This is a genomic window from Thermogemmata fonticola (genome assembly GCF_013694095.1).
Classification (GTDB): domain Bacteria; phylum Planctomycetota; class Planctomycetia; order Gemmatales; family Gemmataceae; genus Thermogemmata; species Thermogemmata fonticola.
Window position 1 is genome coordinate 233,710 of sequence record NZ_JACEFB010000002.1, and the last position, 15,150, is coordinate 248,859.

General features: G+C 59.9%; 7 protein-coding genes. 4 read left to right on the forward strand and 3 right to left on the reverse strand.

Annotation, left to right across the window (positions count from 1 at the left end; genetic code table 11):
- The first annotated feature begins 356 nt into the window (after positions 1 to 356).
- Complete coding sequence (locus H0921_RS04525; RefSeq protein ID WP_194536852.1) at positions 357 to 980, forward strand: hypothetical protein; 624 nt, start codon at positions 357 to 359, stop codon at positions 978 to 980.
- A gap of 63 nt (positions 981 to 1,043) precedes the next feature.
- Here the strand turns inward: H0921_RS04525 and H0921_RS04530 are convergent, their stop codons facing one another.
- The 3 genes from H0921_RS04530 to H0921_RS04540 form a co-directional block, all read right to left on the reverse strand.
- Positions 1,044 to 2,657 carry a hypothetical protein gene (locus H0921_RS04530; RefSeq protein WP_194536853.1) on the reverse strand — a complete coding sequence of 538 codons (1,614 nt, stop codon included), beginning with the start codon at positions 2,655 to 2,657 and terminating at the stop codon, positions 1,044 to 1,046.
- A 167-nt stretch (positions 2,658 to 2,824) separates the two neighbouring features.
- Positions 2,825 to 5,845, reverse strand: coding sequence for a PVC-type heme-binding CxxCH protein (locus tag H0921_RS04535; protein ID WP_194536854.1), 3,021 nt, complete (start codon positions 5,843 to 5,845; stop codon positions 2,825 to 2,827).
- A 182-nt stretch (positions 5,846 to 6,027) separates the two neighbouring features.
- Positions 6,028 to 6,645, reverse strand: coding sequence for a leucine-rich repeat domain-containing protein (locus H0921_RS04540; protein ID WP_194536855.1), 618 nt, complete (start codon positions 6,643 to 6,645; stop codon positions 6,028 to 6,030).
- A 598-nt stretch (positions 6,646 to 7,243) separates the two neighbouring features.
- Between H0921_RS04540 and H0921_RS04545 the strand changes: the two genes are divergently transcribed.
- The 3 genes from H0921_RS04545 (at position 7,244) to H0921_RS04555 (ending at position 15,131) form a co-directional block, all read left to right on the forward strand.
- Complete coding sequence (locus tag H0921_RS04545; protein ID WP_194536856.1) at positions 7,244 to 8,965, forward strand: serine/threonine-protein kinase; 1,722 nt, start codon at positions 7,244 to 7,246, stop codon at positions 8,963 to 8,965.
- Positions 8,966 to 9,291: 326 nt separating this feature from the next.
- Entirely contained in the window at positions 9,292 to 10,521 is a 1,230-nt protein-coding gene (locus tag H0921_RS04550) for an ROK family transcriptional regulator (protein WP_194536857.1), read from the forward strand.
- A 221-nt stretch (positions 10,522 to 10,742) separates the two neighbouring features.
- A complete protein-coding gene (locus tag H0921_RS04555) occupies positions 10,743 to 15,131 on the forward strand; it encodes a PVC-type heme-binding CxxCH protein (protein WP_194536858.1) in 4,389 nt (1,462 codons plus the stop codon).
- The last annotated feature ends 19 nt before the right edge of the window (positions 15,132 to 15,150 follow it).

The window sequence follows — 15,150 nt, forward strand, 5'->3', positions numbered from 1 at the left end:
GCGACTCGTCTTTGTCCCAACTCCTTCCAGATTACCTGGAGGGCGTCACTTGGACAATCATCAATTCCGATGTGCTTAGATTTCCGCTGGAGTTGCAATTCCCTTGAGTCCTTTCCTCAAACCTTTCCCCCTCGGACGGATCAATTCACGCGCGGAAGGTATCTCAAGTTCCGGCGCAGAAAATATCGCCGAATGAATCATCTTCCTGCACTTGGACCGGGGAAAAAAACAGTTTCTCGCTAGACACCTGCGGAAAGGGAGTTAGACTAAAGACAAGTCTCGACTCGCAGAAGGGTGAGGAAAAGTTCACGGACCATTTCGGGAGGAATGCCCCATTGATTTTGGGAGGGGTTGCTATGAAACGTTTGCCATTGCGCTGTGAACTACTGGAAGATCGTTGCCAACCCGCAGGAATCGTTACGGCGAGTCTGGTCGGGGCAACCTTGACCCTCACAGGCGATGACTTGGCCAATCAGATCAACGTATTTCTCAATGGAGACACAGTCAACATCGTCGGGAAGGAGTTGACGGTTATCGTCGGGGGAACCAATTTTTCCGGGGTTAGTCAAATCGACGTACAGTTAGCGGGCCGGAACGATGAGGTGGAATTCGTCGGCAACTTCGACGGTGACATCCAAGTGCAAGACACATGGGGTAAGGACAAAGTGAAGTTGAAGGGGAATTATGGGGGTGCTGTGACGGTGGATTTGGGAGTAGGAGGAGACAGGTTTGAAGCGGAACGCGGAACCTTTTCAGGTACAATACAGGTGGATTTAGGTTCGGGAAATGATCGGGTAGAACTAGAGAAGGCCACCTTTGTGGCAGCCGTGGACATCGATGCGGGGAGCGGGCGAGATCGCTTGGAATTGGAAAAGGTCAACTTTCAGGTGGCCAGTTCAGTGGATGGGGGCAGCGAGGGTGGGTTCGTGAAGAAGTGGAAGCAAGTCAGGGGTCCAATAGCCATCTTGAACTTCACGTGACGGCAGAGGAATCGCGGTTTCCCCCGAGGCACAATTCCGGGTGACGGGAGGCGGCCATGCAGTTTAGGGCGGGCCGCCATTTTTTTTGGAGGCCGAGGAAGCAGAAGAGAGGATTTCCTCCGAACGCAGGGCGAAGAGAACAGCGGCCTGACAGCGGGCGATTTCCCGCCAGCGATCCGGGCGAGAGAGGAGATACTGTTCCAAGGAGCTTTTGGGGGTATAAGGAGAGGTGGCGATGAGGGCCAAAGGAAAGCCGTAGCGCTGCTGCCACTGTTCAAAGATGGGGCCGAGTTGTTCCGGCGGCAAGGCAATTGTGTCAGTATAAAGTTGTAGCCAAGCATCTCCGTACAGTTCGCAGCGATCATCCATGAAAATTTTGAATTGGGGTGTGAAGTAGATAAGGAAGCCGCCGAAGTTGGGATCGTTGTAGATGGGCGTACCGGGGGGCAAAGTGCGGGCATAGTGCTGGAGCGTGTCACGCAGCTCAATGGGAGTCATCGTGGGGCTAAGCCGTGCCCAACCGGTCCCGAAGAGGGGCACGGGGGTGCGGGTCAGTTGGAGGACCAGAGCCACGCTGACAGCCAACAGGGGCGCCAGAACCATAAGGGGGCGGACAGGGCGAGGTGCGGGAGGGCAAACGAGGGTGCCATCGCTGAACCGGCGCAGCCAGCGGTAGAAGCGGGTGGCTGGCCAGAGGGCGGGCAGAGTCACCGCAACGGTCACGGCAAACAAGGGTGCCTGGCGGATGCTTTGAAAACTGAAGTAGAACCAGACGAGCGGCAGAAGCCAGGTGATCCGGATGGCGGGAAGCGCGCTGATCAGCAGAAGCAGATAAACGACCCCCAGCGCCAGCGTTGGCCAAGTAAATGGACGGGTAGGATCGAGCGGCATATGCTCCCCGATCACGCGGGGTAGGACGGGTGAGGAGACAATCGACTTCCAGATGCGAAACATCTCCAAACCGTGAGGATTGACCAGCGGAGCCAAGGCGCATGCGCTAAGAACTCCCGCCCAAAGCCCGACCTCGCGCCAGTGCCGCCAGGGTGTCTCCCCCAGTGAAAGACCAGTGTAACGGTTCAACAGGAAAACGATGCCCCACGCGCTCCCCGCAAGACCCAGCATCAGGATTCCCCCTAGCACTCCGCCATGGAGATTGGTCCAGAGAATGTACAAAAGGGGCAGAGTGTAAAGCCGCCAAGAGGAGAGACTGCGCTGCTCCGCGTCGAGGAGGATGGCCATCGTCCAGGCCAGAGCAGCGATCGTGACCATGTGGGGACGTACATAGTAATGGAACGCCCCAGCGAATAAGCAGGCTGCAACCATCAACCCCGCGAGAATTGGCGCCATGCCATAGTGTAACGCACGGTGGAACAGCCAGGCGTACAGGGTTGCCAAGGCCGCCGTGAAGATGAGGAATAGCAAATCCAATTGGCCGACACGGTGGAGTAATGCCATGAGCACTTCCGCTCCCCATTGTTGCGGCACCCACCGCTGTCCCGCACACGTGAAGCTGAAAGGATCGCTCTGAGGCATCCCCTGCGTCAGGATGATCTCGCCGACCACGATGTGCCAAAGAGAGCCGGGATCGTAAAAAGCCCGTTCCCGCAAGAGGACCATGAGCGCGATCCACACGGCTAAGAACACGGCGATTTCAGCATAGAGCCAGCGGAGTCGCATAAGGGTTGCTCGGAAGGGAAAGAGACCAATCATTCCCACCGCCACTGGGGTTGGACGTTCTGCGTCCAGCAAAAACAGCGGCAGAGTTATGCAGCTTCGCAAGGCATTAGAAGTGTAGAACACGCTCTCAGCGTTTGGGGAGCGTTCAGGAATCGGCCAAGAGAAGATCAAGGCTTTTTCGGAGGACTGCGCTGCTGGAGGAGAAAGGCGAGCAGATCGTAAAGGTCTTTTTCCGGCAAGAGTTGGGCGAAATTGGCCGGCATGGGAGAAAGGGGCGTTTCGCGGTCGGAGACAATCTCCTTTTTAGGAAGGCGCAGCGTCTTGCCCGCGGTATCAGCTAGCAGCAGCACGTTGGGGTCTTCGCTGGGGAGGACCAGACCGGTCAGCGTGCGCTCGTCCGTGGTGAGTATGACGTGGGCACGGAAGGCGGGATCAACATTGCGGTTGGGATCGAGAATATCTTCGAGGAGTCGTTCCGCTCCGCGCTGGGCAATGCCGTCCAGTTGGGGGGCGACGGTGCCGCCTTCCGAACCGAGGCGGTGGCAGGGAGCGCAATGCTGGATGAAGAGCCGGGCGCCGGCTTGCAGATCGGCCCGGTGCCGGGAAAAAGCCGCCGTTCGCTGGCGGATCAGATTTTGCAGATTTTGATCGAGAGGGGGAAGATTCTTCGTAAGAGCGGTGAGCTGTTTTTCCAACTCCGGCTGACGCAGAGCTTGAAGCCGCTCGCGGATGGGACGTTCCTGAAGGATTTGCGGGGAGAGTTCCTGGTGCTGGGCCGCTTGGAGCAACAGTTCCGCACCGGGCCGGCTGGTAGCGAGTTGCATGGCAACAGCATGGGCCAAGCGATAGGGGGCCTGCTTGAGAGCCTCGCGCAAGGCGGCTCGCAGCGAGGGGAGGTTCAAAGCGTGGGGCTGAGCCGCTAACGTGAGCAGGAGATGTTCCCGCAGGGGCGGTGGTGTAGTGGGGGCAGTGAGCAGTTGTTCCAGAGGGGCAGCCGTGGCAGCGGCATAGTCACGCAAGGCCAAAGTGATGGTCTGCTGGCGCACCGGTAACAGCGCCGCGGGATGAGCGAGCAAGGAGGCGAGGGCGGGGGCGGCCCAGCGATCCAAGTTCTGGCGGCGCGGCCCATCCGCTAGAGAAGGCCGCAGTAATGACAATACCTCCAGCGCCAGGGCTTGCTGGGCAGCGGGTTGGGCGGGCTGCAATGCCTCGCGTAGCAGGTTTTCCAAAGCCGTGGGGAAGAGCGCATCTTCCACCACTTGTCCCGAACGACCTCGGAAAAAGGACCGGGCAATACGCAGAGCGGTGTCTGCGTCGGCGGATCCGTCCGGCTTCAGGACAACCGCGAGCGAACGCAATGTCTCGGCGGGAGCATGGCGAGCAAGGAACTCCACCCCGCGGAGATAATCCTCGAAGCGGAGTTGACAGCGCTGTTGGAGAGATTGCGGAGTCCAGCCGGCCTCCCGCCAAGCTTGGGCCAGGAAGACGGCGGAGTCAGGCGTCGGCAGTCCATGCAGGACGTCCAGCACAAAAGGCAAGTCCGACGGCCGTTCCTGGAGTCGGCGGGCCGCAGCGGACCAACCGGTACTGGCGTCTCGCAAGATATTTCTTAGAGCGATCCGGCCGGCATGGCGCAGGTGGGTATCATCCGGCGGGCAAGTGCGGAGCAGGTCCAACAGGTGGGACAGGGCGTCAGCACTGGGATTAAGGATCAGATAATCGACGGCGGCGCGCCGGCGATGGGGATCCTGGCTTTCGGCCAATGTCCGGCAAGCGGTGGGTGGGTCCCAGCGGACCTGCCGCTCTGCGAGGGCTTGCGGAAAGCGCTGAGCCAATTGGAGCCGGGCTAGCAGCCGGACGGTCAGGTTGGTGTGATTCGCTAGGCGGAGCAGTTCTTCCAGCGGAGCAACCGTCAGGTCGCGGAAGGGAAGGCGGGGAGGAGCCGCCGGTGCCTGGCCTGTGCCCCGCCAAACGATCCGCCAGATGCGTCCGCGTTCCCGATCCCGGCCCGGATGGCGCAGATCGACTTCGTAATGGCCAATGATCCGGTTGTAGAAGTCAGCTACGTAGAGAGCACCATCGGGTCCCAGCTTCAAATCCACCGGGCGGAACCAGCGATCCCGGCTAACCAAAAAATCCGGTTGTTCCACCGCGACCGGGGAGGAACCGTGCCATTCGATCCGGTCGCAGTTGATGCGGTTGGTCACGACGTTACCCAGAAACATATGGCCGTGCCATGAGGTAGGAAAATGGTCGGCCTGATACCAGACCAATCCGCACAAAGCGGTGCTGCCGTGATCGTGGCGAGTGACATGGGGGCCAAAGCCGAGACCGTCATGCGGTTTGCCGAAGCTGTCGTAGTAGGCCTGAGGAATCAACTGCGTTATGGGTCGAGAATGACAATCGGCGGTGTAGAGCCGGTCCCACGGATCCAAAGCAATGCCGAAGGGATTGACTTGCCCGTAAGTGAAGACTTCTATCCGGGAGCCATCGGGGCGGAAGCGGAAGGTGTGCCCGGAGTGCATGCGGACAGTATGGCCATCGCGGCCGCGGACGGTGCTGTCGTTGGCAAAGCCATGGCAGGCATACACCCATCCGTCCGGCAAGAGCGTAAAGGAGTTGTACATGCCGTGGGTGTCACGGAAACCAAAACCGCGCAACAGAACCTCCTGCTCATCGGCGCGGCCATCCCCATCACGGTCGGTGTACTTGCGGATTTCCCCGCAACTGGAGACCAAGGCCGATCGCCCATCCGGTAAAGGTAAGATGCCGATGGGGATGTTCAGGTCCTCGGCGAAAGTTTGAATGGTGCGGGCTTGGCCGGTTTGGGGATCGAAGTCCGAGAGGATATACACTTTGTCCCGTCCCTGGCCGGGTTCGGCAGGAAAGGGATAATGGCGGCTCGTGGTGATCCAAAGGCGTCCGCGAGCGTCGAAGGCCATCTGGATGGGCTTGTCGATCCGCGGTTCCGACGCCACCAATTGTATCTCGAAACCGGGAGCTAAGGTGAAGGCTTGTTGTTCGGCTTGAGGTGTCAAGGGGTCAGTGGGAGCCACCAGGTGTGGGGGCAACGTCGGCGGTGCTTGTCCCGCCGAGCGGGGATGAATCACCGAGGTGGCTCCCCATGCCAGGATCAGGCTTGCCGCCAGCAGGGTGGGCCGCCATCGCGGAGCGTAACCGTATCTCATGGAGTTTTTTCCTCTCGGTGTCTATGAAGAAGCAGCCATAATTCTAGGAAAATCCGGTGAGCTTTCCCTAGATCGCGCGAGCTATTCCATATCGCCCAGGCTATTCTCGGAGGGCGATATGGTCCGACATCCAGCGGTCAACAGACCGAAGCCCAAGTCACGGTGACAGGTGGCTCTACTCGCTAACGTCGGATATTTCTCAGGTTGGGGTGGGCATCGGCCAGGCGTTCTAGCGCTTCTTGAGTGACAGCGGTCTGGACAACGTTCAGGGTACGCAAGCCCTCCAGGTTCTGAAGTTGTGCCAGCCCCTTGTCTGTGATCTTGCAATGGGCCAAATGCAGGCTGCGGAGTCGCTCCATAGCCGCGATTGTTTTCAGACCCGCATCGGTGATTTTCGGATTCTGACTCAGATTGAGGTGCTCCAAACGTGTCAGGGCTTTCAAGGGGACGATACTGCTGTCGGTCAGGCCCGCGTCGATCAGGCTCAAAGATCGCAATTGGGAACACTGGGTGATGGCGGCGAGACTGGCCGGCGAAAGCACGGCATGTTCGATCGCCAGTTTTTGAAGCTGGGGCAGATTTTTTAGGGCTGCGTAGCCCTTTGCAGTGCAGAGTCGGCCTTCGGCTATGTGGATACCGCCGATCTGGGGGAACTGGGCCAGTTGGAGCAGGAGCTTGTCATTGGCTGCCTCACAACGCACCAAAAGAGGAGCTTGGGGCGGCAGGAGGGGGTCCACTTCCACAGTTACTTTAGCGGCAGCCAGAGCCTGCCGGATGCGTTCTACTTCCTGAGGTATCACGTCCTGCGCCGGTGCTGGCGGCTCAACCCCTCCCGTTCCCCTAGCGATGCACAGGGATAGGGCCAGAAACAGCGTGAGGCACCTATAGGAAAGGAAGCAGGCTGGGAACCGCAAATCGGCTGGGGTGGCTAGATTTTGTGTTGATTCAACGGGGCAAACCGGGCTAGAGTCCGGAGAGGGGATTTGTTGCCGTTCCACAATGCGAAGGGAAGAAGCCCCACCCATTTTCGCGGTCGGATCACGCTTCCACTGCTGCGGTTGGTGTGTCAGGGGAGTCTTCGTCATAGTTTGTGGGCGTTTGTTGGGCTCGGGGGATAGTCCTTGGATTCGCAAGCCTCTGGTGGGTCAAGTCACCCTTCTTAGCTTGGGTGCCGTCGGTGTTCTCATGTTCTGTGGGAACCTATACGGAGAATCGCTTGGGGTCAGTGGGGGCATCAGGGATTTGCCGCCTCCTCAGGGAAAAATCCGCGAAACAGGCGGGGGCAACTCTCATTTCTCTTTTGCAAAAGCGCAGGTATGATAGGACTAGGGTGGTTTCCGGCCAGGAGGGGAAACACAACCAGGAGCCTCCTCCCGCCTTAGAGGGAAGACATTGACCATGTCGGAAGTAGCGTCTTCCACCGGGTCGGCCGCTTCGGCGGTTCCGCCCCCCGATTTGACCGGCCGCATCCTCGGCGATTATCGCTTGCTCCGCCGCTTAGGATACGGCGGGATGGGGCAAGTTTATCTGGCCGAGCAATTGTCCCTCAAGCGAGAAGTGGCCCTGAAACTGATCCGTTCCGACCTTCAGGATACGGAGACGGCCCGAAAGCGTTTCCAAGCCGAAGCGGAGGCCGTCGCCCGTCTCAATCACCCCAACATCGTGCAGATCTACCAACTGGGGGAATCTGACGGCTTCCGTTTCATGGTGTTAGAGTACGTGGAAGGGCGGAATCTGCGGCACTATCTGGAACGGAAAGGCCCGCCGGACTTGGCCATTTGCTTGAGCATCATCCGTCAAGTGGCGCTGGCCTTACAGCGTGCCCACGAGGTGGGGATCGTGCACCGGGACATTAAGCCAGAAAATATCCTCCTGACGCGGAAAGTGGAGGTGAAGGTGGCGGACTTCGGCTTGTCGCGTTTTTTCGCGCCTGAAGGTCCCGCCCTGCATCTGACGCAAAGCGGGGTGACTTTGGGCACGCCGCTGTACATGTCCCCGGAGCAAGTCCAGGGCCAACCCGTGGATCACCGTAGCGACATATACTCGTTTGGCGTCACCTGCTTTCACTTGCTGGCAGGGGAGCCGCCATTTCAGGGGAAGACAGCGTTTGACGTGGCCCTCAAGCATGTGCAAGAGGAGCCACCCCCCTTGTCTGCCTTCCGGCCTGATTTGCCGCCAGACCTCTGTGCCATGGTGCACAAGATGATGGCTAAAAGGCCGGAGCAGCGGTATCAATCCGTACGCGAGATTCTGCGGGACTTGAACCGTATCCGGGAACAACTCCACTCTGGAGGCGGGGTTCACAAGGCGGCAGCGGAGATGCATCTGTCATTTTCCGGCTTGCGCTCCGAAAGTCCCTCTCCGTCGCCCTCGGCTTCACACCAAACGACTGTGCCGTTTCCTGCCCATCCCCCGCTGCACCGCCGGAGCATGTGGTGGTTGGCCCTGCTTGTGGGCGTGTTGGGTGCCGGCTTCGGGGCTGTGATAGCCTTGGCTGTGCATGCCACTCGTCTACGCCCCGGTTCCAGCGAAGAGGCAGCTCCCCCCAACGTTAGCAACTCAACTCCCAACGAAGACTTTCGCTATCTGTCCCCCCTCGTTCCCCGGCGAGAGCGGGAACTGCTCGCCATCCTCAATAAGCGCGGCAGCAAACCGGATGATGTTGTGGCAGCCACGCTGGAACTGGTGCTCCTCTACGTACAGCAAGGACGCTTGCAGGAAGCCGAGGAGCGAATCCAAAATCTGGAAAGGGAATTCGTCGAACGCCCCTTCCCAAAAGGGGAGAAAAACTCGCCTCTGTTGCGCGCAGTGCAATCGGCTTCCCGACTTGCAAAGGCCGCCTTGCAGGCGTATAGCCCGGAGGTCGATGCCGCCCAACGCTCCAACGAGATGTTTGTCAAGGCCTTAGAACAGGCCGCCATTCCTCCCAAAAGCCCCAAATTCGACCGCCTCGAACGCGGTTTGGCGGCAGTGCAGATGCTCCTGATGCGCTACCCCGACCTGGGGGAACTGTGCCATGCCGCACTGGATCGCAATGCCCAAGCTCTAGGAGTGACGATCCTCAGCCCGCCCGTGCTGGAACAATTGCGGCAACCACCTCGCCTTGGCCGCAAAGACTGAACCTTCCTCTGCCGGCTTTTTCTGGACTCGGTTTCCAGGCCATCGACGGAATCCACTCTGCCGCCCACGATGGAACCGGCTTCGCCGTTGCAGGAGATGAAATCACGTTCGCCACCCTCTTTTGGGCTTCGCCTGGATTGTTGTTTTGCCAAACGAACTGCCTCGTGCGGACCGAACCACTTTGGGCGGTGCAGCGCGGAACTACATGGGCGTTGAGGCCGTGGAAAGCAAGGGAAAATCCAACTCAAAAAGGGCCGTTGATCCTGGTGGCGGAAATTTTTTAGTTTTCTTTACTAAATATCCTTTACAAATAGTGGCAGAGATGTATGATAGCGGGTATGCGAGGGCAGAATGTAGCCAAATGGGTCAGGCTCAATGGTCGGAGCAAGGCGGAAGCATTGCCACGACCGTCGCTGGTGGGCCGGCTGAACGAGCGGTTGGTGTTACAGTTGTTGCAGAACCGCGGTCCACTGTCGCGGGCGGAGGTGGTTCGTGCCAGCGGCCTAAGTGCACCGACGGTGTCGAAGGCGGTGGCGTCGTTGCTGCGTGCGGGGCTGGTGGAAGAGGTGGAAGAAGGGGTCACGGCGGAGTCGAGTCGGGGCCGGCCAGCGGTGAAGGTGCGCCTGGCGCGTTCGCGGGTCCAAGTTCTGGGTGTAGCGGTGGACGCGGGGCATTGCTGGGTGGCGGCAGCAGGATTGGATGGGACGCTGCGCCAGCCAGTCCGCCGAGTGGTGACACCGGGGAGCTACGAACAACTTCTGGCTGTGCTTGAGGAAGCAGCACGGGACTTGATGGAGGCCGAGGTGCAGACTTTGGGGTTAGGGATGAGTTTGCCGGGACTGGTCGATGATCGGGCCGGGCGGGGGATTTTGTCCCCGAACGTGCCGATGACCAACGGCCACACACCGGCGGCGGACTTGGGGCGCCGCTTGGGTTTGCCCGCTGTCCTGTTGCAGGAATCCCATGCGTTGTGCCTCGCGGAACGGCATTACGGCTTGGCCCAGCAGGTGGACGATTTCGCCGTGTTGGATGTGGCCACTGGGGTGGGTCTGGGCGTGATGCTTGGCGGTCGGCTGTTTACCGGGCATAACGGCCTGGCGGGGGAAATTGGCCACATGACGGTCGTGACGGAGGGGGGGCGGCGCTGCGGCTGCGGCAACAACGGCTGTCTGGAAACGGTAGTCAGCGATACTGCCCTCGCTTGGCAGGCGTCGCAGAAGCTCGGGCGCCCGGTGGGAGGGGATGAAGTCGTCGAACTGGCCCGCCGTGGCCAAATCGATCTGTCCGCGGAGCTGGACGGTATGGCCAGCTATCTCGCGTTAGCTGTCGCCGCTGTGATCAACATTTTCAACCCCGCCGCGGTCTTTATTCACACTCCCCTGTTTGACATCGAACCCGACTTGTTGGATCGGGTGATCGCACGGGCGCAGCAACGGGCCTTACCGCCTTCGTTCCAGCAGTGCCGCATCCTCCGCGCCCAAGGAACGAAATACCAGGGAGCGATTGCTGGGATCATCGAGGCTTTGACGGATGCAGTGGCGCCCCGGATAACTTAGCACGGCTTTCGCCGGGCCAAGCGGCACGAAGGGAGAGTGGCCTGCTGCCAACGATTCCTACTGCTGCATGCTGGCATACCTCCGAGATTCATCCCGGCTGGTTTACTCCAGCGGTGGAGAGTAGGGAAGCATCGAGAAAGATTGACCCTGGCGGCGCAGGAATACTCGGTTGAATCCCTGACTCACCACGATCCATGAGTCACTACGGGAGGGAAGCGCTCATGCGTTGGCTCAGCTCGCTGATCCTATTAGGAACAGTGGCCACGCTGACTGTGGTATCGCAATCAGTTCTTCGGCAGCCTGCCGATTCTAACCGGCCCTCAGTTGCCCCGGCTTCGGCCCCTCCTTTGCGGCTGTTGTTCCTGGGCGACGACGCCGGACATCAACCCCGCACACGCTACCAAATCATTCGTCCTGTGTTGGCGGCGCGCGGTATTCATGTGGATTATGCGGATAGCCTGGAGGTGCTGCGTCCGGAGACCCTTTCCCGCTACGATGGTTTGATCATCTATGCCAATCATCCTCGCATTGCTCCGGAACAAGAGAAGGCGCTAGTGGAGTATGTGGCTTCCGGGAAAGGGTTTATTCCCATCCATTGCGCTAGTTACTGCTTCTTGAATTCCCCGCGGTATGTCGCCTTGGTGGGGGCGCAATTCCGTAGTCATGGCAGCGGAGTATTCCGCCCGCGAGTGGTTCGCCCTGATCATCCTATCATGCAGGGGTATGAGCCATTTAGCAGTTGGGATGAGACGTATGTGCATACCCGGCACAACGAGCAGGGACGGACGGTGTTGGAGGTCCGCACGGATGGCGACATGCAAGAGCCGTGGACTTGGGTGCGCCATGAGGGCAAGGGTCGGGTGTTCTACACCGCTTGGGGGCATGATCAGCGGACCTGGAGCCATCCTGGCTTCCACAACCTGCTGGAGCGAGGGATTCGCTGGGCGTGCGGACAGGATCCCGCCATCGCAGGAGCATATCGAGACAAGCCGGAGATGACGAAGCTGCCAACGGGACCTGAACCGTTCGAATATGTGGCGGCAAAAATCCCGTTCTATCCGCCGTCGAAGGTGTGGGGAAAGCAGGCGGAGCCGCTCAACAAGATGCAGAAGCCACTGCCGACTGCCGTGAGCCTGCAACGGATGGTGACTCCGGTCGGTTTCGCCGTTCGTCCTTTTGTGACGGAGGAGCAGTTGGGCGGCAAGCCGCTAGCCATGACCTGGGATGAACGAGGCCGGCTATTCGTGGCGATCACCTTCGACTACCCGAACGAACTCCAGCCGCCGGGTCAGGGCCGGGACCGCATCGTGATGTGTGAGGATACCGATGGGGACGGCCAGGCCGATCGCGTCACTACGTTTGCCGACCGCCTCAGTATTCCCACCAGTCTGTTGCCCTACCGCGGCGGGCTGATCGTGCATCAACCCCCGCAGACTCTGTTTCTCAAGGATACTGATGGGGATGGCCGAGCTGACCGGCGGGAAGTTCTGCTCAGTGGCTGGGGCACCTACGATACACACGCCGGTCCCAGCAACCTGCGTTATGGCTTCGACAACTGGATTTACGGCGCCGTGGGATACGCCGGTTTCCGCGGTACGGTGGCCGGACAACGCCACGCCTTCGGCCAGGGCTTCTATCGCTTCCGCATCGAAGCGACCGGCACAGGGGCGGACGAACGGCTGACCGTCACGGCTCTGGAGTTCCTCCGCAGCACAAGCAACAACACCTGGGGTTTGAACTTTGATGAATGGGGCCGGCTCTTCGGCAGTACGGCCAATGGCTGCCCGATCGTCCACATGCCGATTGCCAATCGCTACTACGAGAAGGTACGCGGGTTATCTCCAACGGTGTTGGCGAATATCGCTCCCGATAACCACTTCGAGCCGATCACGAGCAAAGTCCGGCAGGTGGACTGGCATGGTGGGTTCACTGCCGCTTCGCATATCGCCCTCTATACAGCGCGAAGTTATCCGCCGGAGTATTGGAACCGAGCAGCCTTCGTCTCGGATCCAACGGGCCATCTGACCGCCGCCTTCCTGCTCCAAGATCGGGGAGCAACGGTGCGGGCGCGCTACGGCTGGAATCTGCTGGCGAGTGATGACGAATGGTGCGCACCGATCGATGCTCAAGTCGGGCCGGATGGCCATGTCTGGATCATCGACTGGTACAACTACATTGTGCAACACAATCCGACACCCGCGGGGTATCGGACCGGTCGGGGGAACGCCTACGAGACGGATCTACGGGACAAAAAACACGGGCGGATTTACCGGGTCGTGTACACGGCAGCTCCCATCGAGCCACGCCCCGATTTGGCCGCTGCCAACCCCCGCGCCTGGATAGCGGCCTTAGATCATCCCAATCTGACCTGGCGCTTGCATGCCCAGCGCCTTCTAGTAGAGCGCGGCCAAACGGATGTGGTAGAACCTTTGCTCGCCTGTCTTTCCCGTGAGGGTTTCGCCCCGCTGCACGCCTTGTGGACCCTGCACGGATTGGGCCGGCTCGATGGTCAGGATCAGCGAGCGGCGGAAGCGGTGCTAGCCGCCCTCCGCCATCCACAGGTTGCAGTCCGAGCGGCCGCCTGGCAGGTGATCCCGCGCCAAAATGCTCTGCTGGCACGCTTAGCCGATGCTTGGCGGCAGGAGGGTTACCCCTACGTGCAGCTCTCGGCCTTGTTGGCGCTGAGTGAATTTCCACCGCATCCGGAGGCTGCCCGGCTCTTGATTCAAGCCTGCCGGAACTGGTCTTTTCTGGATGACGAATTGCAAACAGCGCTGACCATAGCTTCCGCCGTACATGCGTCCCATCTGTTGGCCCAACTCGCGGACTTGCCCGATCGTTCGGAGACGCAGGCGATGGTAGAGCGGGTCGCCCGGCACTTGGCTAGCCAGCGGGAAAGTACTGCTTTGGGAGCTATTCTCCAGTCCGCATCCCAAGCGTCCCCCGCACTGACTGAGCGTCTGCTGGCTGGTTTGGCCGCTGGTTGGCCGGCGACTCAGCGCTTGGACTCAACGGAAGGAGTAGCCAAAGCCATCCCCGCACTGCTACCTCGCCTTTCTGCCCAGGGACGTGCCCGCTTGCTCAAACTCGCGTCAGCTTGGGGTGTGAGCGGATTGGAGAAGCAGTTGCAGGACTTGGCCGCCTCTGCCCGTCAAGTCTTAGCTGACGCTCAACGTTCGAATGCGGAGCGGGCCGCTGCCGCTCGCCTGCTCATCGAGTTCCAGCCGCAGGAAAATGCCGCAGTTGAGGCGGTGTTGGCCGCCTTCACTCCTACGATTCCTCCTCCATTGGCTGAAGAGCTGTTAGATGCCCTGCGGGCGTCCCAAGCACCCGCTCTAGGACCGGCCCTGGTCAAGGTGCTCAAACAACTGCCGCCGGCGAGCCGTGACCGTGCCCTGGCTTTGATCGTGGAACGCCCCGATGCCGTTCGTGCTTTGCTGGATGCGATCGAAAAAGGCGAGGCCCGCTTCGACTGGCTGGCCTTGGATCAGCGCGTCAGTCTGGCGGCACATCCGGATAAGACCATCGCCGCCCGCGCCCGCAAGTTGCTCGACCTCGGCGGAGGATTGCCCAACCCGGACCGGCAGAAAGTCATCGAGGACCTCAAGCCGATCGTGTTGGCGAAAAACGGCGATGCCGCTCAGGGGAAAAAAGTCTTCACCCAACATTGTAGCAAATGCCATCAGCACTCCGGGGAAGGAACGGCCATCGGGCCGGACTTGACCGGCTTCGCCGTCCATCCCAAGGAGGAAATCCTCATCCACATCCTGGACCCCTCCCGCAGTGTGGAAGGCAACTTCAAGGCCTGGCGAGTCCAAACAACGGATGAACGAACCTTGCTGGGCATCATCGGTGCGCAAACGGCGACCACCCTGGAGCTGATCGACGGGGAAGCCCGGCGCCATGTGTTGCCCAAGGATGAGATCGCGTCTCTGGTTGAAACCGATAAATCCCTGATGCCGGAAGGGTTTGAAAAGGTCATGAGCACCCAGGAACTGATCGACCTGCTGGAGTTCCTGACCCTCAAGGGGAAATATGTGCCGTTGCCTTTAGATCGTGTAGCTACCGTCGTTAGCACCAAAGATATGTTCTTTGATCGGGGAGGAACGGCGGAACGCCTCATCTTCCCGGATTGGAAACCGAAGGTGTTTGAGGGCGTTCCCTTCGTGCTCGTCGATCCTCAGAAGGATACGGTGAAGAATGTCGTCATGCTCTATGGGCCGCAGGGAGTTGTTCCTCCTCAGATGCCCCGGCGTGTCACTTTGCCCTACTCTGGCAAAGCGAAGGCGATCCATCTGCTCAGCGGGATCGGCGGTTGGGCAGCGCAGAGGCCCATGCCCAACGGCACAGTCAGCCTGATTGTCCGCCTGCACTATGCCGACGGCAGCACGGAGGACCACGAGTTGCGCAACGGGGTGCATTTTGCGGATTACATCGGCCGGTTTGATGTGCCGGGGTCCAAGTTCGCCTTTGCCCTCCGCAATCAACAGGTGCGTTACCTGACCATCCCGGTGAAGCGTCCAGACGCCATCCTGCAATCCATCGAGTTCATCAAAGGTCCGGATCGGACTGCCCCGATTGTCGTAGCAGTGACGGTGGAGACACCGTAAGATTAAGGAGGAATCTCGA